We start from the raw sequence: 16,544 nt of genomic DNA, 5'->3' as shown, positions 1-16,544 counted from the left end.
CCTATCGTCCTCCTTTTTCCTCTGGTGGAGGTCAAACCCGCAAGGCAGACTCCTCCGCCGTGCGCCCAACAATGAAGCTCTCCACCCGGCTGGCCGTCGTCGCCGGTGCCGCGCTGACCGCGCTGGCCGCCGTCGCCGCGCCCGCGTCCGCCGCGTCGGCGACCACCGACGTCCGGCTGATCACGTTCAACGACCTGCACGGCAACCTCGAACCGCCGTCCGGTTCGAGTGGTCGCGTCACGCTGCCCGACGGGAAGACCGTCAACGCGGGCGGCGCCGCCTACCTCGCGACGCACCTGAAGAAGCTTCGCGGCGAAGTGCGTAACTCGGTCGTCCTGTCGGCCGGTGACAGCATCGGCGCGTCGCCGGTGATCTCGGCGCTGTTCCACGACGAGCCGACGGTCGAGCTGCTGAACCGGCTCGGCGTCGAGGCTTCCGTGGTGGGCAACCACGAATTCGACGAGGGCCTCAAGGAGCTCCGCCGGATGCAGCACGGCGGCTGCCACCCCACCGACGGCTGCCAGTTCCGCGAATCCTTCAAGGGCGCGAAATTCCCGTTCCTCGGGGCCAATGTGTACTACGAGAACGGTGTCCCGGCGTTGCTGCCGTTCAGCATCGAGGTCTCCGGCGGCGTCCCGATCGGCGTCATCGGTGCGACGCTGAAGGATCTGCCGCAGGTCGTCACCCCTGAGGCGATCAAGGGCCTCAAGTTCGGCGAAGAGGTCCAGGCCATCGACCGCACCGCGAAGCTGCTCGACATGTTCGGCGTCAAGGCGCAGGTCGTATTGCTGCACCAGGGCGACAACTCCGAAACCGCCGGTCCTGACGAGTGCAAGGTCAAGCCGGGTGCGGCGACCGCGATCGCGCGGCAGGTGACGTCCAAAGTGGACGCCATCTTCACCGGGCACAGCCACCAGCAGTACAACTGCGTGATCAACGACCCCGAGGGTAAACCGCGCCCGGTGATCCAGGGCGCGTCGTTCGGCCGTCTGCTGTCGGTCGTCGACCTGAAGATCGACCGCCGCACCCTCGATGTCGTCCGCGGCGAGACCAAGGCGCACAACCAGATCGTCACCCGCGACGTCACGCCGGACGCCGACGTGCTGAAGCTGATCGACGAGGCCAAGACCAAGGCCGCGCCGATCGCGAACAAGGCCGTCGGCACCATCACCGCGGACCTGACCGCCAAGGGCGCGGCCTCCGGTGAGTCCCCGCTGGGTGACGTCATCGCCGATGCCCAGCTCGAAGCCACGAAGTCGAACGGCGCGCAGATCGCCATGACGAACCCGGGCGGGATCCGCACGGACTTCACCCACTTGTCGTCGCCCGCCGGCGAAGGCAACGGTGTCGTGACCTACGGCGAGGCGTTCGCCGTGCAGCCGTTCGCGAACATCATGCAGACGATCACGCTCACCGGGGCGAACCTGAAGAGCGTGCTCGAACAGCAGTGGCAGGCCAACGGGGTCGTGCGGATGCTGCAGATCTCGAAGTCGCTGAAGTACACGTATTCGGCGTCGGCGGCTCAGGGCTCGCGCGTCTCGAACCTGACGCTCGACGGTGCGCCGATCGACCCGGCGGCGTCGTACCGCGTTTCGGTGAACAACTTCCTCGCCGCCGGCGGGGACGGCTTCACCGAGTTCACGAAGGGGACCAACCTGTCGGGTGGTCCGGTGGACCTGGACGCGCTGATCGCGTACTTCGGGGCGCACCCGGGCATCGCTCCGCCGCCCGCGGACCGGATCACCGCCCTGCCGTAGCTTCCGCGAGTGTCATGAAAGGGTCGTTCCTGACGTTTTTCGTCCTGAACGGCCCTTTCATGACATGAGGGGGGTGGTTTTGTCAGTGACCCAGGGCACAATGTCCGCCATGACGACCTGGGAAGAAGTCGTGGCTCTGGCGGGCAGGTTGCCGGAGGTCGAGGAGTCCACGTCGTACCGCACGCCGTCGCTCAAGGTCGCGGGCAAGAGCTTCGCCCGGCTGCGCACCGAGGCCGAGGGCGGGCTGATGCTGCTGTGCGAGCACGCGGAGAAGGAGGCCCTGCTGGCTTCCGGCGACCCCGCGTACTTCACCACGCCGCATTACGACGGCTACGGCGCGATCCTCGTCGACCTCGAGAAGGTGGAGAAGGCGCAGTTGAGCGAACTCATCGAGGAGGCCTGGCGGATGAAGGCACCCGCCAGGCTCACGAAAGGACTGAACGACTAGCGGAGTTCCCCTTCGAGCAGGCTCATCAGGTACTCGTCGTGCCACTGGCCGTTCTGGCCGCGGAACGACTGCCGATGCCTGCCGTCCACCTGGAACCCGAGCTTCTTGTAGATGTGGATCGCGGCCTCGTTGTCGACCACGACCCACAGCGCGATCATGTGCAGCCGCATCATGTCGAAGCCGTAGCGGCAGAGCGTGCGCATGGCGTCGGTGCCGTAACCGCCGCCCCAGTGGTCCTTCTCGCCGAGGTAGATGTCGAGTTCCGCGCGCCCCTGCTCCGGGGTGGCGTCGCGCAGGGTGCAGGTGCCGATCAAGGTGCCGACGGCGAGGCTCTCGATCGCGAAGTCCACCTGGCTGAAGCTGTTGGGTTTCCGGTGGGTGAAGCGTTCGCGGATCTGGGCGAGGGATTCCGGGTGGTCCGCGGGCATCCAGCGCGTGACCTCCGGGTCGTTGTGCCAGCGCCACAGCGTGTCCGCGTCCTCGGGTTCGAGCGGGCGCAAGCGGATCAGTTCACCGGTCAGCATCGTCCATCCCAAGATCGGTATCGGACTTTCCAGACTATTGGGCGACACCTTCGAGTAGCCACCGCTTAACGGGGACTTCCAACAGCACCCTTGCGCCGAACGGGGCGATCTCCACCCCGGCCGCCCAGCCGTCGTACTTCGCCGCCAGCGCAGCGAGGACGTCCTCGCGCAGAGCCCCTCGATGAACGCGCGCCAGACCTTCGGCGACAGCGGGAGCGTCGCCGTCCTCAAGCGCGATGCTGACGCGCGGATCGCCGTCGATGTTGCGCACCTTCACGTTCCGTTCGCCGCTCCCGATCCAGAAGACGTCGTCGAGGTAGACGAACCACACCGGCGTGACGTGCGGAGATCCGTCCCGGCGGAGCGTGCACAACCAGACATTGCGCTCCCGGGCGAGCCGTTCGATAAGCGATTGATCACGTTCCACCTGGTCAGCCTGCCCGAAAGCTAGGGTGCCGGGCGTATGAAGGTCCACCAGTACTGCTACTTCGCCTTGAAGAGCGAAACCGTGTCCGCCGGGGAGATCACCGCGCGGCTCGGCATGGAGCCCGACGAGGTCCTGGTACTGGGTTCGCGGTCCGCCGAACACCGATTGCCGCGGATGCACGCCTGGAAGGTGACGCATCGCGGCTCGGAACCGGTCGACGACCAGATCGAGAGCGTGATCGGCAGGCTCGCCCCCGTCCGCCCGGAAATCCGGCGGCTGGTGGACGAAGGCGTGAGCGCGGTACTGCAGGTGGTGCGCTACTTCCATCACCGTGACGGCGGCGAGGAATTCGGCTGGCACCTCTCGCCCGCCGTGATCGCGTTCCTCACCGAAGCGGCGGCCGCGCTCGACGTCGACGAGTACGACCTCAGCGAATGAGCTTCCGCCGGTCCGGTGCGCGACGGGAACGCCGGAGATGGTGGGATGGTGCCCCACAGCCGGACAACCCCGTTGGGAGCCCAGCATGTCGAGCGAGAACTGGCCGCTGAGTCAGGATCCCGAGTCGCCGGTGATCATCTCCCGGTCGCTGGTGGACGACCCGTCGAACCTCGCGTTCGTCGTCCTGGACGACGACGGCGACTGGTTCATCAGCGACGGCAACGAGTTCTCCGAGGACATGGAGGAGAACAAGGACGCGTTCGGCGCGCTGCCCCTGCGGGAGGCGGTGGAGCTCATCCCGGAGATCGCCGCGCTGGCAGGCCTCCCCACCGGTATGGCCGCCGACTGGGATCCGGAGCGGCGCACCTGGCTGCTGAGCTCGGTCGCCGACTCGGACGACGACGAAGAAGACCTCCTGGTGCGCGCCGCCCGCCTCGCCGCGTGGACGCATCCCGGCTCGCCGCTGGAGGAAGTCCAGGTGAGCACCGAACTCGCCGAGATCTCCACCGACCCCGCCGCCCCGGTGCGCGCCGTGCGCCAGGTCGTCCGCGAGGCCGACGGAAGCTGGCTGCTCGTCGGCTTCCAGGTCCCGGAGAGCGAGGACTTCGAGGTCGAAGCCCTCGAGATGGAACACGCCGTCACGCTGTACCCGGACGTCGCCCTCGTGCTGAGCGCCGCGCCCGGCCAGGTGTACGACCGGCCGAGCGCCGACGCCCCGTGGGAACTCGTCGAAGGCTAGAGGCAGCGCAGCCACACGGCGTGCCGCCAGGACATCCCGTCGGTGCGGACGTCGACCACACCGAGTTGGACATGGGTCGCGACCGTGGTGTCCGTGCCGACGCACGTCGGTCCCGACGAGCCATCACGCCAAACGTTGTCGGGGCCGGCCCATCGAGCGCCCGACAGAATGAAGCCGTCGCCGTTCGAGCCGCCCTCGGATGACTCGGTCAGCCAGATCGTGTTCCCGGCCGCGTTCGGCCATGCCCAGCCTTCGACGGTGGTCGGCCGGACGTCGCGGTTCAGCAGCCAGGTCGCCGTGATCGCGACCGCCGGCACGGCGACGACGGCTGTGACGGCATGTCTCTTGATCGTCCCGTTCACGGTTTCAGCCGAAGTCGCAGTACATGACGTGCAACCCGATGCGCCCCAGCGTCGGGTGCTGGAACGCGCCCGGCACCGTCCCGACGATCTCGAAGCCGAGCCGTTCGTAGACCCGGATCCCGGCCGCGTTCGACTCGGCCACCGCGTTGAACTGCATACCGGCGAAACCCTGTTTCCTGGCCCAGTCCAAGGCATTCGCGCACAGCGCACCACCGATGCCCTTGCCGCGAAGTTCCTTGTCCACCATGAAACTGGCCGTCGCCACATGGGACCCGGGCCCGCCGCGGTTCGGGCCCATCTTGGCCGTGCCGAGCACGCGGCCGTCCTCGACCGCGACCACCGTCCGGCCCGGCGGCGTCTCGACCCATGAGCCGCGGGCGTCGTCCTCGGTGAGGTTGGGGTCGTAGGTGTACGTGTCCGCCGCCCGCACGACTTCGCGCATGATCGGCCAGACCTGCGCCCAGTCGTCTTCGCTGAACTCCCGGATTTCCATACCTGGCACGGTAACGACGTTGGGAAGTCAATAACCGGCCCGGCGGTTCCGCCGCCACCGCCAGGCGAAGCCGGAAAGCAGGAGCAGGCCGGCGATCGTCAGTCCCGAGCCGATCCAGATCCGCGTCGAGCCGGATTCCGGCTCGACGCGGACCCCCGGCGGCAACCCGGCCGCGATCCCGTCGATCTTCGCCTGGACCGAACGATGGTCGAAGACGCTCAGCTCGCCGTCTTCCGCCAACGTCGCCAGCCAGCGGCGAACCTCGTCGTTCTGCTCGCGGGAGAAACCAGGGAATTCGAGCGAGGCGTCCCGCAGCACTCCCGGACCCATGCACCTGAGCGGTTCCCCGGTGGACGCGTCGAGATACTGGCCTGTCGCCCCGCATTCGTCACCCGCCCTGGCGAAAACGACGGTGTACGGCCCCGGGGTGCTGCCCGTGTTCAAGCCGACGATGAGGAAGATCCCGCCGACCAGGAGGAGCGGAAGAATCAGCGACCCGGCCAGCACGGTCAGCAAGGCTGCGGCCGTACCGTCGCTCGACATTTTCCGCACGGTGCAGAAGGTAACCGCGGGGCACGGGGACGAGTCCCCGGCTTCGGCTCAGGTCGTCACCAGTCTTGAGGCAAAAGGCGTTTTCTGAAGCCAGCCTGGACCAAGCGGTCGTAAGCCTCGGCGACTCCGCTCGGCATGTCCTGCTGGACAGCGAAACCACGCTCGGCATAGACGGTGATCCGTTGTGTATCACCGACAAGCATGTTGATCACCCGGTCCGCGTCGCCGATGCTCTCGACGTAGTCGTCCAGCGGCAACGGCCGGGAAGCGCAGATGACATCGACCTCCGGCCACAGCTTCTTGCAGGTCGCGTAGGCCCGCCGCTGCTGGTACGGCCGAGAGATGAGGATGACCGACCCCACCTCGATGCCGCGTGACTCCAGCAGCTTCCGGGTGAACGCGATGTTGTCACCTGTGTTCCGTGCCTCGGGCTCGACCAGCATGGAGTCATCGGGTACGCCCAGCTCAAGCGCGTGTTCGCGGTAGTGCACCGCCTCTCCGCGCGGGAAGCGTTCGACGGTGGTCGGCGCGTTGGCTCCGGTGAAGACGATGCGCGGGAACATTCCGGCGTGGAACAGCTCCGCGGCGCAGGCGGCGACGCCGAGGTCGTGGCTGCCGAGTCCGATCCCGACGTCGGCGGGCCGGAGCTCGTGGCGCATGTCGTGGTAGTCCCAGAGCGTCCGGACGTCGTGGCGGAGATCATCCGGCAAGGTCATGGGACTCCAAAGCGAAAGCCCCAGGTCCTAAGTGGACATCCACTGACCTGGGGCTTTCGCATCTGAGCGGATGACGGGAATCGAACCCGCGTATTCAGCTTGGGAAGCTGATGTTCTACCATTGAACTACATCCGCAGTGCTCGGCCAGCATACATGGCCCGGATCTCCTCCTGCCAAGACCCCGCCCATCTTGACGTCGCCGCCGAAAGTGACAACACTTGTTGTCTACCTCGGAGGTGATCCGGATGGGCGAGCGGCTGCCTGATCCCGAAATGTTCCGTCAAGGCGGGTTCCGGGTCGCGTCGAGGTTGTTCATCGAGGGCGACATCAGGGGTGACGAGCGCCAGGTGGCGCGGTTGCGGCGGTTCGCGCAGCGGGAGGATCCGGCGGCCGACGTGCTGGTGCCGTTGCTGCGTGAGAGCCGGCCCGAGTTCGAACAGGCGCTGCGGCAAGGCATCGACAGTGTCGAGAATCCGCCGGAGGAGCTCGAAGCCTTCTTTCGCAACGTCGAGGCGACGCCGTACTGGGTCGACCCGGACCGCCTTGACCGCGGAGCGCGGGCGATCACGCGTGCCGGGTTGCTCGGGCTCTTCCCGCTCGGCGACGTCTCGTTGATGGGCGGCTATCTCGCTTCGCGCGCCACGAAGTCGCTCGTCGGCACTGGCGAGATCGAGTACAAGGCGGCACGACGGCTCGTCGAGACGGCGACGTGGTGGATCCACGTGACGACACCGGGCGCGCTGGTGCCCGGCGGGCGCGGGTACGAGTCCGCGTTGCGGGTGCGGATCGTGCACGCCCACGTCCGCGCGGCGATGAACCGCCGCAAGGACTGGGATTACGCGGCTTGGGACAGGCCGGTCAACCAGGTCCAGACCGCGGGCACGCTCCTGCTCTTCTCGCTCGTCTACGTCTTCGGCACCCAGCTGCTCGGACTCCGCTACAGCGCCCGCGAGCGCGCCGACATCCTGCACCTTTGGCGCTATGTCGGCTGGCTGATGGGCGTCGACGAGGAGCTCTTGCCCGCCGGCGAGGACGACGCCTGGCGGCTGCTGTGGCTGCTCGCGAGCACCGAGTTCATCCCCGACGACGATTCCAAGCGGCTCGCCGCGGCGCTCATGAAGGCCCACGCCGGGATCGGCGACGGCCGCGGCGCGCTCGGCAAGGTCCTCGCGCACGTGTCGGTCGCGGGGCACGGGGCGATCAGCAGGCTCCTGCTCGGCAAGATCAACGCCGACTTCCTCGAACTGCCCGACGATCCGATCGCCCAGGCGGCCGTGGTCGCGGCGGCCGGAGTCAACTTCGCCGCCGAGACGGTCCGGCGGGTGGTGCCCGGCGCGACGGCCCTCCAGGAGCTGATCGGGGCCGCCGGCCGTGGTCACTACCTACGCCAGGTCACCAAGGTGTTCGGGCTCGACCCGACCTACGGCAGGCACATGAAGGCCGCTTGACTACGCTGATCGCGTGCTCCTCAGCGACCGTGACCTCCGTAAAGAGCTCGACGCCGGCCGCCTCGGCGTCGACCCGTTCGACCCGACGATGGTCCAGCCGTCGAGCATCGACGTGCGACTCGACCGCTTCTTCCGCGTGTTCGACAACAGCAAGTACACGCATATCGACCCGCAGCTGCAGCAGGACGAGCTGACTTCGCTGGTCGAGAAGGAGGGCGAGGACCCCTTCGTCCTCCACCCCGGCGAGTTCGTCCTCGGCTCCACCTACGAGACCGTCACGCTCGCCGACGACCTCGCCGGCCGCCTGGAGGGCAAGTCCTCCCTCGGCCGCCTCGGCCTGCTGACGCACTCCACCGCGGGCTTCATCGACCCCGGCTTCTCCGGCCACATCACGCTGGAGCTGTCGAACGTCGCCAACCTGCCGATCACGCTTTGGCCGGGCATGAAGATCGGCCAGCTCTGCATCTTCCGCCTGTCCAGCGCGGCGGAGTTCCCGTACGGCTCGAACGAGGCCGGTTCGCGGTACCAGGGGCAGCGGGGCCCGACCCCGAGCCGCGCGTACAAGAACTTCCACCGCGTCGACACCTGGCGCTAAGAAGCGACCGGGGCATCCCAGTCGATCCGGTGCCGCCACATGAAGGCGTTCGGATCCTCCTTCGGCAGGTTCCTGAACGCCCGCGTGAGGAAGAAGTCCCGGATCACCCGCCCGACTGGCCCGGCCGCCTTGTCGTCGCCGTTGCGCTTGCCGCGCTCGACGACGGCCTCGACGCGCTCGCGCCGCAGTCCTTCGTAGACGGCGAGCGCCTTCGGGATCGAGGGCACGTCACGCAGGCATCGCGCCAGCGTGACGGCGTCCTCGATGGCCATCGCGGCGCCTTGCCCGGCCGCGGGTGAGGTCGCGTGCGCGGCGTCGCCGATGATGACCATCCGGTCCGTCCGCCACGTCGGCACGCTCGGGAAGTCGTACGTCGCCCACGGCCGGTAGATCTCGCGCGTCGCGCGCACGATCTCGACGGCCGGGGTGCGGTCCACCGCCAGCCCCCGGATCAGGTCCTCTCGCCAGGTGGTCGTCACGGCGAGGTCGGCCGGAGACGGCTCACGCTTCCGGGGGACGTTCGCGAACCACCAGACACGCCCGTCCGGGTGGACGACGTGGGAGAAGAACAGCCGCTTGCCGAACGTCATGTGCATGACGCCGGGTTCGTCGTCCAGGCGCACGCCTTCGGCCAGCCCGCCCGTGTTCAGCAGCGGCACGTAGCGCGGTGACGGCGCCTTCGGGTCGATGATCGTCCGCACCCTCGAGCGGAGCCCGTCCGCGCCGATCAGCAGGTCGCCTTCGGCCGACGAGCCGTCCTCGAAGGTCGCGAGGACGCCGTCGCCGGTCTCGCGTGCGTCGGCCAAACGCTTGCCATAGCGGATCTCGATGCCGCGTCTGACGGCTTCGTCGCGGAGGCCGATGTACAGCTCGGAGCGCAGCACCGTCTGGCTCACGGTGCCGTCCTCGAGCTGCCCGCCGAGCGCCAAATCCGCCAGCTCGCGCCCGTCGCCGAGCTGCATCTTGATCCGCGGCGTGTCGAATCCCAAGCCCTTGACCAGGCCTTTCAGTCCTAACGGGCCCAGTGCGTCGAGGCCGTTCACCGCCAGGGTCAGGAACGCGCCCACTCCTTCGGCGGTCCGGTCGTACGCCTCGTGGATCACCGGCTCATGACCCGTCTCGTGCAGTGCGATCGCCGTGATCGTGCCCGCGATACCCCCGCCGGCGATCAGTGCCTTCGCCATGTCGTTCACCCCATCGAATCTCTTAGAAACTAATTCGTTCTATCGAACTAAAGACTCCGCTAGGCTGGCCGACGTGTCAAGCGAGCGAGCGGAGCTGGTCGAGCGGATCCTCAACGGATCCCGCGCGCTGTCGACGGAGACGGTCATGTTCCACGCGGCCATCGCCGAGCTGAGCGGCCTTTCGGCCGTCGAAAGCAAGGTGACCGACTACCTCGCCCGCTTCGGACCGCAGACGCCGAAGGCCCTCTCGCAGCTGTCGGGGCTCGCGCCGGCGTCGATCACCGCGCTCATCGACAGGCTCGAAGGCAAGGGGATCGTCGCCCGGAAGCCGCATCCCGAAGATCGGCGAAAGGTCCTGATCGAGATCGACGCGGGCAGGATGAACGCCGTCGCGCCGCTGTGGGATCACCTGGTGAAGTCGGTCCGCGAGGCCTGCGAGAACTACACGGACGGGGAGCTGGAGACCGTGATCCGGTTCCTCGCCGACGCGACGGCGATCACGCACGACTCCACGGGCCGCCTCGGCCGCTGACCGGTATTACTACTTTCGGGGGTATTGCCGTAACCAGTTCGTGATAGTTTTCGGCCCCGTGTCCCCCAATAGAACACGAAGCCGGTTACTGCTTGTCACGCTCAGTGTCTTGCTGGGCGGGGTGATCGCCAGTGCGAGCTACCTGATGGTGACCGATCGGTTCCAAGGCACCGCGCTGAGCAATCTCTCGCTCAGCGTCCCCGACACCAAGGGCAGACCCGGCGACGCCCTCGCGAAGCCGCCCGCCTACTTCGGTCAGACGTCCGCTCCGGCGCCGGAGGGCTCCGCGCCCGGCTCAACCGCTCCGACGTCGTCCTCGGCGGCTCCCACGTCGTCCTCCGCTCCGCCCAGCTCGTCCTCCGCCCCGGCCGAGCCGCCCGCCCAGTCTTCCGAGGCGCCCAAGCCCACACCGAGCAAGGCGCCGGAACCGCCCCGATCGCAGGACAGCTCGCTCGCCGGGCAGGTCATCGACCTCGTCAACGCCGAGCGCGCCGACGCGGGCTGCTCGCCGGTGAGCAACGAGTCGCGTCTCGCCGCCGCCGCGCAGGGCCACAGCGACGACATGTCCGCGCGGAATTACTTCTCGCACACCACGCCGGAAGGCGTCACGTTCGACCAGCGCATCCGGGCCGCCGGCTACGACAAGCCCGGCGCCGAGAACATCGCCAAGGGCCAGTCGAGCGCCGCCAAGGTGATGGACGCCTGGATGAACTCCGAGGGCCACCGCGCGAACATCCTGAACTGCAAGCTGAAGAAGATCGGTGTCGGCGTCAACACCAAGGGTATGTACTGGACGCAGAACTTCGGCTACTGACCCTTGCCCCAATCGCCGTAGCGGGCCAGCACGGCCGCGCGCAGCTCGGCGTCCGTGCGGGGGACCGGTTCGATGAACACCTCGGTGACGTCGCCGAAGGACCCGGTCAGCTCGGTCGCCAGCCGGACGCAGGCGCGTTCGACCTCCGCCGCGCCGAGTGAATCGTCGAAGTCGACGCGGGTGCACACGAGCACCTGATCGGTGCCCATCAACATGGTCTGCAGGTCGACGACGGCCTCGATCTCCGGCGCGTTCCGCAGGTGGTCCCGCACCTCGCGCACCAGCTTGGGATCCGCCTGCCTGCCGATCAGCAGGCCGCGGTTGGTCCGCCCCAGCACGTAGGCGACCAGCGCCAGCAGGACCCCGATCGCGATCGACGCCGCGCCGTCCCAGACATGCGAGCCGGTGAGCTGGTGCAGCCCGATCCCGGCGAACGCGAGCAGCAGGCCGATCAGTGCGGCCGAGTCTTCGAACAGCACGGTCTTCGGCGCCGGGTCGTCGATCATCCGCAGGTAGACCGAGACCTTCTGGCCGGAGGCGGCGGCGTCGCGGCGCACCTGCCGCACGGCCTGGAACCACGAGACGGATTCGAGGGCGAACGCGATCGCGAGGACGATGTAGCCGACGATCGGATCGGTCTGCTCGGTCTCCTCGCCGAAAACCGTCGAGAAGCCTTCGTAGAGCGCGAACATCGCGCCGGAGGCGAAGATCGACACCGCCGCGAGCAGCGACCAGAAGTACCGCTCCTTGCCGTAGCCGAAGGGATGGACGCGGTCGGCGGGGCGGTCCGACCGTTTCAGCGCGGTCAGCAGGAGCACCTCGGTGATCGTGTCGGCCACCGAATGCGCGGCTTCCGACAGCATCGCGCCGGAGCCGGTGACGATCCCGGCGATCAGTTTCAGCACGGCGATGGCGAGGTTGACCCCACCCGCCAGCACCACGGTCAGGGTGCTTTCGCCACCGGATTCTTCACTCACCTCGCGTAGCGTAGTGCGGGTGAGCCGATCTCACAGGCGACGCAATCCCTGCAGGACACGTTCCATCAAGGCGAGTGCCGGATGGCCGTCGAATTCAGCCTGTGTTTCATGAACGGTGACCAAACCGAGTTCGGCCATATCACCCAAAAGGACCTTTGCAACGCCGAGTGGAACACATAAGGAAGCGGCCACTTCGGCGACAGAAGTGGGACGGCGGCACAGTGCTCTCACGGAATGGAATTCGACGCTGAATCCCGGCGCGGTCCACGGTGCGTCGTTCCGGACGGAAATCATCGCTTCGATCGCGAAGTTCCGCTTGGACTGGGTGCGCCCGCCCGTGCGGACGTACGGGCGGACGCGCGTGCGTTTCCGCTCCTGTCGCGGCGGCCGCCGGGCGGCCGGGATGCTGGGGATGGTCGCTTCCTGAGCCATCCTGGCGAAGGCCGCGGACGAGGGGATCCTGGCGGGCGGGCGAACGGCCGGCGATCCCGGTGTGGCGAGCCGGTGCTCCCTTGCCGAGCGGAGTTCGTGACGGTTGCCCATTGATTCCTCGCCCCTTTTTTCCGGATCCGCTGCAGCCTATCGCCACGGTGTACCGCCGAACGGGTAATGGAACGAAATGGCCGCGTCCGGATAAAACAAGAGGGAACATTCTCTCGCATTATGTGCGAGAGAATGTCCCCTCCGGGTGTGACGTTCTACTTGTCTTCCTCGGGCAGCGGGGTTCCGGTGGCCGTTTCGTCGGTCGGCACGTCGGCCTTTCCGTCGAGTTCGGCGTCCGAGACCGTGTCCAAAGAGGGCGCTCCCGCCGGCACCAGTTGCGGCTCCGGCTTCCGCTTGACGGCGGTCAGCAGCAGCTGGGCGACGTCGACGACCTCGACCTTCTCGCTCGCCTGCCCGTCGCTCTGGCGCGCGGTGACGCCGTCGGTGAGCATCACGCGGCAGAACGGGCAACCGGTCGCGATCTTCGAGGGGGCGGTGCCGAGCGCTTCGTCGACGCGCTCGACGTTGATCCGCTTGCCGATCTTCTCTTCCATCCACATCCGCGCGCCACCGGCGCCACAGCACATCGAGCGGTCGCCGTGCCGCGGCATCTCGCGCAGCTGCGCGCCCGAAGCGCCGACGAGCTCACGGGGAGCGTCGTAGACCTTGTTGTGACGGCCCAGGTAGCACGGGTCGTGGTAGGTGACGTCCTCGGCGACCGGGGCCACCGGGGTCAGGTGCTTCTCCCGCACCAGGCGGTTGAGCAGCTGCGTGTGGTGCACGACGTCGAACTGGCCGCCCAGCTCCGGGTACTCGTTCGCGAGGGTGTTGAAGCAGTGGGCACAGGTGACGACCACCTTGCGCGCCTTGCGTTCGCGGCCCTCGAACACCGAGTTCAGGATCTCGACGTTCTGCTGCGCCAGCATCTGGAACAGGAACTCGTTGCCCGCGCGGCGGGCCGGGTCACCGGTGCAGGACTCCTCCGAGCCGAGCACGGTGTACTTGACGCCCGCGATGTGCAGCAGCTCCGCGACGGCCCGCGTGGTCTTCTTCGCGCGGTCCTCGAACGCGCCGGCGCAGCCGACCCAGAAGAGGTACTCGGTGTCGCCGAGGTCGCCGTCGAACACCGGCACCTCGAAGTCCAGGTCCTCGGTCCAGGCGAGCCGGTCCTTGGCGTTCTGGCCCCACGGGTTGCCCTTGTTCTCCAGGTTCTTGAACATCCCGTTGAGCTCGCTGGGGAACGCGGACTCGATCATCACCTGGTAACGGCGCATGTCGACGATGTGGTCGACGTGCTCGATGTCCACCGGGCACTGTTCGACGCAAGCGCCGCAGGAGGTGCAGGACCACAGCACCTCGGGGTCGATGACGCCGCCGTCGTCGCCGACGAGCGCCTTCTGCGACTCCGCGATCGCGAGGACGTCGATACCCGCGTACATGTTGTCGCCGGACAGGCCGATCTCGTCGCCGGCCATGTCGCGCTTGCCGCCCGCGAGCAGGTACGGCGCCTTCGCGTACGCGTGGTCGCGAAGCTGCGTGATGACGAGCTTCGGCGAAAGCGGCTTACCGGTGTTCCACGCGGGGCACTGCGACTGGCAGCGGCCGCATTCGGTGCAGGTGGAGAAGTCCAGCCAGCCCTTCCAGCTGAAGTCCTCGATCTTGCCGACGCCGAAGGTGTCCTCGTCCGGGTCCGCCTCTTCGAGGTCGAGCACCTTGCCGTTGCTCATCATCGGCTTGAGCGCGCCCAGCGCGACGCCGCCGTCGTCCTCGCGCTTGAAGTAGATGTTGAAGAACGCGCTGAAGCGGTGCCAGGCGATGCCCATGGTCATCGTGCGGGCGATGACGAACAGCCAGATCGTGGCACTCATCAGCTTGACGAAGGCGAACACCGAGACCAGGTTCGGGCTGGCCGGCAGCAGCTCACCGATCGGGTGCGAGACGAACGCCGCCCAGATCGGGGTTTCGTGGACGTTCATCGCGGACTTCGCGGCGCGGACGCCGATGATGCCGATGCCCTCGATGAGCACGACGGCCTCGATGAAGTACGCCCACTTGAAGTTGGAGCCCTGGAAGCGGGACTGGCGGTCGGCGCGGCGCGGGTGGTTCTTCTGGCGGATCCCGATCAGCACCAGGGCGCCGACGATGGTGCCGACCCCGAGCACCTCCATGAGCAGCTGGAACAGCGACCAGTCGTCGAGGATGGGCCAGCCCCAGGTGGGGACGAAGACTTCGCCGTATGCCTCGAACAGGGCGAGCGACCCGAGCAGGAAGCCCCACATGACGAGCCAGTGCGCGGCGCCGACGCTGCGGATCTTGTTCATCCGGGTGTGCGCGGCGAATTCCTTGATCAGGGTCTTCATACGCGGCACGAACGGGCCGTTGCGGGTCGAGTCCGGCTGACCGAGCCGGATCACCCGCACGAAGCGGGCGATGGTCGCGAAGAACATTCCCCAGGCGACGACGCCGAGCAGGACCGAGATCCCGCCGAGCGTCAGCTGTACAGCGCCCATCTTCGGGTGCCTTTCGTCCGAGTGAAGCGTGTGGTGGTGGGGGCAGACTAATGCTTCTTACTGATGGGTAACCCACTGACCGCGCCCAAGTCCCACCGATGTGGTGTACGCCTCTCTTTGTTTTAAGACGATCGTCCAGGTAGTTTTTGTGACATGGGTGCGTATCTCCTTCTGGCTTTGGCCATCGCCGCTGAGGTATCCGCGACCGTGTCGTTGAAACTTTCCGAGGGCCTCAGCAAGGTGGGGCCGTCGATCGTCGTGGTCGTCGGATACGCCGTCGCGTTCGTCGCGCTCGCGTATGTACTGAAGGCGGGTGTGCCGGTGAGCGTCGCGTACGCGATCTGGGCCGCGGCCGGGGTCGCGCTGGTGGCGGCCGTCGGGATGGTGTTCTTCAAGGAGCCGGTCAACCTCTCCGTGATCGCCGGTCTGGTACTGGTGGTCGGCGGCGTCGTGTTGATCGAGGCAGGGAGCGCGCACTAAGTGAAGATCCAGGTCGACGGCCGCAAGGCCAGGGGTGAGAAGCGGCGCGAGGAGATCATCGCGGCCGCGTTGCGGGTGATCGAACGGGACGGCGTCGCGGGCGTCACCCATCGGACGGTCGCCGCCGAGGCGGGCGTGCCGACGGCTTCGACGACCTATCACTTCTCGAGCCTCGACGATCTGCTGATCGCCACCCTCATCTCGTGCGCGCGGGATATGGCGACCGAGGTCTACTGGATGATCGACCGCGCCCGCTCGCGCGGCAGCCGCGGCGCGGAAGAGGTCGCCGGGCTGCTCGCGGAGGCGCTGGGCCCGCGCCGCGGGCGGACGATGGCGGAGTACGAGCTGTACCTGCTGGCCGCGCGCAAACCCGAGCTGCGGCCCGCCGCCCGGCGCTGGCTGGACGTGCTCACCTCGATGGTCCGGCACGACGACGAGGTCGCGTTCCGGGTGTTCCTCGCCGGGATCGACGGCCTGCTGATCCAGGGCCTGATCGACGACGAGCCGCCGTCCGCGGAGGAGCTGCGGCCGGTGGTGGACTATCTGCTGAAACCTCGTTGACCTGCTGGGTAGCGTTCGGCTCATGAGGATCGTCGGCGAGTACGAACTGGATGACGACTCGGCACGGGTGGACCTCGACGTGGTGTGGAAGCACCTGTCCACCGGCGTCTACTGGGGCAAGTGGCGAGACCGCGAGCAGGTCGAGAAGGTCTTCAGGAACGCTTGGCGCGTCGTGGGCGCGTACGAGGCTTCGAGCGGTCGTCTGGTCGGCTTCGCGAGGGCGTTCTCGGACACCATCGGCAGCGCGTATCTCGCGGACGTCTTCGTCGTCGACGAGGCACGCGGCGCGGGGCTCGGCAAGGAACTCGTCCGGGAGATGATCGACAACGGGCCGGGCGCGGAGTTCCGGTGGATGCTGCACACCGCCGACGCGCACGGGCTGTACCGGCAGTTCGGCTTCGGCGACCCGCCCGAGGGGCAGTACATGGAGCGGGGCCGGGCGAACGGGCAGGCGTAGCGGGTCGTGAGTGGCGTTTCGGCCAGCACCCACCTGTCCTATGTAC

21 protein-coding genes and 1 tRNA gene are annotated in these 16,544 nt (G+C 67.6%); 11 read left to right on the top strand and 11 right to left on the bottom strand.

Going from position 1 to position 16,544, the window contains the following annotated elements:
- Positions 1 to 71 precede the first annotated feature (71 nt).
- Positions 72 to 1,757, top strand: a complete 1,686-nt coding sequence (locus tag DMC61_RS01015; protein ID WP_125687064.1) for a bifunctional UDP-sugar hydrolase/5'-nucleotidase — start codon at positions 72 to 74, stop codon at positions 1,755 to 1,757.
- A 109-nt stretch (positions 1,758 to 1,866) separates the two neighbouring features.
- Complete coding sequence (locus DMC61_RS01010) at positions 1,867 to 2,205, top strand: MmcQ/YjbR family DNA-binding protein (protein ID WP_043849259.1); 339 nt, start codon at positions 1,867 to 1,869, stop codon at positions 2,203 to 2,205.
- Here DMC61_RS01010 and DMC61_RS01005 read toward each other — a convergent pair.
- Positions 2,202 to 2,729 carry a GNAT family N-acetyltransferase gene (locus DMC61_RS01005; RefSeq protein WP_125686088.1) on the bottom strand — a complete coding sequence of 176 codons (528 nt, stop codon included), beginning with the start codon at positions 2,727 to 2,729 and terminating at the stop codon, positions 2,202 to 2,204. The genes DMC61_RS01010 and DMC61_RS01005 overlap by 4 nt on opposite strands.
- Before the next feature lie 34 nt (positions 2,730 to 2,763).
- Positions 2,764 to 3,156 (bottom strand): pyridoxamine 5'-phosphate oxidase family protein, encoded by a 393-nt coding sequence (locus DMC61_RS01000; protein ID WP_125686086.1) that lies wholly within the window; start codon positions 3,154 to 3,156, stop codon positions 2,764 to 2,766.
- 36 nt (positions 3,157 to 3,192) lie between these two features.
- Between DMC61_RS01000 and DMC61_RS00995 the strand changes: the two genes are divergently transcribed.
- Positions 3,193 to 3,594, top strand: a complete 402-nt coding sequence (locus tag DMC61_RS00995) for a DUF4279 domain-containing protein (RefSeq protein WP_016338169.1) — start codon at positions 3,193 to 3,195, stop codon at positions 3,592 to 3,594.
- An 85-nt stretch (positions 3,595 to 3,679) separates the two neighbouring features.
- Entirely contained in the window at positions 3,680 to 4,333 is a 654-nt protein-coding gene (locus DMC61_RS00990) for a hypothetical protein (RefSeq protein WP_016338168.1), read from the top strand.
- On the opposite strand, the gene DMC61_RS00985 is transcribed toward DMC61_RS00990, so the two are convergent.
- The 5 genes from DMC61_RS00985 to DMC61_RS00965 all read right to left on the bottom strand — a co-directional run bounded on the left by DMC61_RS00985 (position 4,330) and on the right by DMC61_RS00965 (position 6,592).
- The gene (locus DMC61_RS00985) at positions 4,330 to 4,695 is read right to left on the bottom strand and encodes a hypothetical protein (RefSeq protein ID WP_125686084.1); all 366 of its coding nucleotides are present in this window, start codon (positions 4,693 to 4,695) and stop codon (positions 4,330 to 4,332) included. The two genes, DMC61_RS00990 and DMC61_RS00985, sit on opposite strands and share 4 nt — an antisense overlap.
- Positions 4,696 to 4,699: 4 nt before the next feature.
- Entirely contained in the window at positions 4,700 to 5,188 is a 489-nt protein-coding gene (locus tag DMC61_RS00980; RefSeq protein WP_125686082.1) for a GNAT family N-acetyltransferase, read from the bottom strand.
- A gap of 27 nt (positions 5,189 to 5,215) precedes the next feature.
- Complete coding sequence (locus DMC61_RS00975; protein WP_233594670.1) at positions 5,216 to 5,731, bottom strand: hypothetical protein; 516 nt, start codon at positions 5,729 to 5,731, stop codon at positions 5,216 to 5,218.
- Between the two features lie 65 nt (positions 5,732 to 5,796).
- Entirely contained in the window at positions 5,797 to 6,456 is a 660-nt protein-coding gene (locus tag DMC61_RS00970; RefSeq protein ID WP_125686080.1) for a YdcF family protein, read from the bottom strand.
- Between the two features lie 65 nt (positions 6,457 to 6,521).
- A tRNA-Gly gene (locus DMC61_RS00965) sits at positions 6,522 to 6,592 on the bottom strand.
- Positions 6,593 to 6,702: 110 nt separating this feature from the next.
- Here DMC61_RS00965 and DMC61_RS00960 point away from each other — a divergent pair.
- On the top strand, positions 6,703 to 7,905 hold the full coding sequence (locus DMC61_RS00960; protein ID WP_125686078.1) for an oxygenase MpaB family protein: 1,203 nt from the start codon (positions 6,703 to 6,705) through the stop codon (positions 7,903 to 7,905).
- 13 nt (positions 7,906 to 7,918) lie between these two features.
- Complete coding sequence (gene dcd, locus DMC61_RS00955; protein ID WP_016338162.1) at positions 7,919 to 8,500, top strand: dCTP deaminase; 582 nt, start codon at positions 7,919 to 7,921, stop codon at positions 8,498 to 8,500.
- Here the strand turns inward: dcd and DMC61_RS00950 are convergent.
- Positions 8,497 to 9,684: an NAD(P)/FAD-dependent oxidoreductase gene (locus DMC61_RS00950; RefSeq protein ID WP_125686076.1), complete on the bottom strand. Its 1,188-nt coding sequence runs from the start codon at positions 9,682 to 9,684 to the stop codon at positions 8,497 to 8,499. The genes dcd and DMC61_RS00950 overlap by 4 nt on opposite strands.
- Before the next feature lie 73 nt (positions 9,685 to 9,757).
- Between DMC61_RS00950 and DMC61_RS00945 the strand changes: the two genes are divergently transcribed.
- Together DMC61_RS00945 and DMC61_RS00940 are read left to right on the top strand one after the other, a co-directional pair.
- A complete protein-coding gene (locus tag DMC61_RS00945; RefSeq protein ID WP_125686074.1) occupies positions 9,758 to 10,216 on the top strand; it encodes a MarR family winged helix-turn-helix transcriptional regulator in 459 nt (152 codons plus the stop codon).
- Between the two features lie 121 nt (positions 10,217 to 10,337).
- Positions 10,338 to 11,030 (top strand): CAP domain-containing protein, encoded by a 693-nt coding sequence (locus DMC61_RS00940; protein WP_125687060.1) that lies wholly within the window; start codon positions 10,338 to 10,340, stop codon positions 11,028 to 11,030.
- Here DMC61_RS00940 and DMC61_RS00935 read toward each other — a convergent pair.
- From DMC61_RS00935 to DMC61_RS00925, 3 genes are all read right to left on the bottom strand, one after another.
- Positions 11,024 to 12,007, bottom strand: coding sequence for a cation diffusion facilitator family transporter (locus tag DMC61_RS00935; RefSeq protein ID WP_125686072.1), 984 nt, complete (start codon positions 12,005 to 12,007; stop codon positions 11,024 to 11,026). The two genes, DMC61_RS00940 and DMC61_RS00935, sit on opposite strands and share 7 nt — an antisense overlap.
- 30 nt (positions 12,008 to 12,037) lie before the next feature.
- Positions 12,038 to 12,439 (bottom strand): DUF742 domain-containing protein, encoded by a 402-nt coding sequence (locus tag DMC61_RS00930; RefSeq protein WP_228688270.1) that lies wholly within the window; start codon positions 12,437 to 12,439, stop codon positions 12,038 to 12,040.
- A gap of 266 nt (positions 12,440 to 12,705) precedes the next feature.
- The gene (locus DMC61_RS00925; RefSeq protein ID WP_125686068.1) at positions 12,706 to 15,000 is read right to left on the bottom strand and encodes a (Fe-S)-binding protein; all 2,295 of its coding nucleotides are present in this window, start codon (positions 14,998 to 15,000) and stop codon (positions 12,706 to 12,708) included.
- Between the two features lie 153 nt (positions 15,001 to 15,153).
- Here DMC61_RS00925 and DMC61_RS00920 point away from each other — a divergent pair, with 153 nt between their 5' ends.
- Genes DMC61_RS00920 through DMC61_RS00910 form a run of 3 tightly spaced genes read left to right on the top strand, consistent with a single transcriptional unit; the run spans position 15,154 to position 16,498 of the window.
- Complete coding sequence (locus DMC61_RS00920; protein WP_125686066.1) at positions 15,154 to 15,480, top strand: multidrug efflux SMR transporter; 327 nt, start codon at positions 15,154 to 15,156, stop codon at positions 15,478 to 15,480.
- Positions 15,481 to 16,041 carry a TetR/AcrR family transcriptional regulator gene (locus tag DMC61_RS00915; protein WP_016338154.1) on the top strand — a complete coding sequence of 187 codons (561 nt, stop codon included), beginning with the start codon at positions 15,481 to 15,483 and terminating at the stop codon, positions 16,039 to 16,041.
- A gap of 22 nt (positions 16,042 to 16,063) precedes the next feature.
- Positions 16,064 to 16,498, top strand: a complete 435-nt coding sequence (locus DMC61_RS00910; RefSeq protein WP_125686064.1) for a GNAT family N-acetyltransferase — start codon at positions 16,064 to 16,066, stop codon at positions 16,496 to 16,498.
- Positions 16,499 to 16,544 lie beyond the last annotated feature (46 nt).

Source organism: Amycolatopsis sp. WAC 04169, assembly GCF_003947535.1.
GTDB lineage: Bacteria > Actinomycetota > Actinomycetes > Mycobacteriales > Pseudonocardiaceae > Amycolatopsis > Amycolatopsis keratiniphila.
The sequence above is the reverse complement of the archived record's forward strand: the minus strand, read 5'-3'. Positions and strand labels throughout refer to the sequence as shown.

Coding starts and splice junctions, on each gene's coding strand:
- DMC61_RS00980 (WP_125686082.1), bottom strand. CDS start 5,188: ATGGAAATCCGGGAGTTCAGCGAAGACGACTGGGCGCAGGTCTGGCCG.
- DMC61_RS01010 (WP_043849259.1), top strand. CDS start 1,867: ATGACGACCTGGGAAGAAGTCGTGGCTCTGGCGGGCAGGTTGCCGGAG.
- DMC61_RS00920 (WP_125686066.1), top strand. CDS start 15,154: ATGGGTGCGTATCTCCTTCTGGCTTTGGCCATCGCCGCTGAGGTATCC.
- DMC61_RS01005 (WP_125686088.1), bottom strand. CDS start 2,729: ATGCTGACCGGTGAACTGATCCGCTTGCGCCCGCTCGAACCCGAGGAC.
- DMC61_RS00990 (WP_016338168.1), top strand. CDS start 3,680: ATGTCGAGCGAGAACTGGCCGCTGAGTCAGGATCCCGAGTCGCCGGTG.
- DMC61_RS00995 (WP_016338169.1), top strand. CDS start 3,193: ATGAAGGTCCACCAGTACTGCTACTTCGCCTTGAAGAGCGAAACCGTG.
- DMC61_RS01015 (WP_125687064.1), top strand. CDS start 72: ATGAAGCTCTCCACCCGGCTGGCCGTCGTCGCCGGTGCCGCGCTGACC.
- DMC61_RS00960 (WP_125686078.1), top strand. CDS start 6,703: ATGGGCGAGCGGCTGCCTGATCCCGAAATGTTCCGTCAAGGCGGGTTC.
- DMC61_RS00950 (WP_125686076.1), bottom strand. CDS start 9,684: ATGGCGAAGGCACTGATCGCCGGCGGGGGTATCGCGGGCACGATCACG.
- DMC61_RS00975 (WP_233594670.1), bottom strand. CDS start 5,731: ATGTCGAGCGACGGTACGGCCGCAGCCTTGCTGACCGTGCTGGCCGGG.
- DMC61_RS00930 (WP_228688270.1), bottom strand. CDS start 12,439: ATGGCTCAGGAAGCGACCATCCCCAGCATCCCGGCCGCCCGGCGGCCG.
- DMC61_RS00925 (WP_125686068.1), bottom strand. CDS start 15,000: ATGGGCGCTGTACAGCTGACGCTCGGCGGGATCTCGGTCCTGCTCGGC.
- DMC61_RS00910 (WP_125686064.1), top strand. CDS start 16,064: ATGAGGATCGTCGGCGAGTACGAACTGGATGACGACTCGGCACGGGTG.
- DMC61_RS00970 (WP_125686080.1), bottom strand. CDS start 6,456: ATGACCTTGCCGGATGATCTCCGCCACGACGTCCGGACGCTCTGGGAC.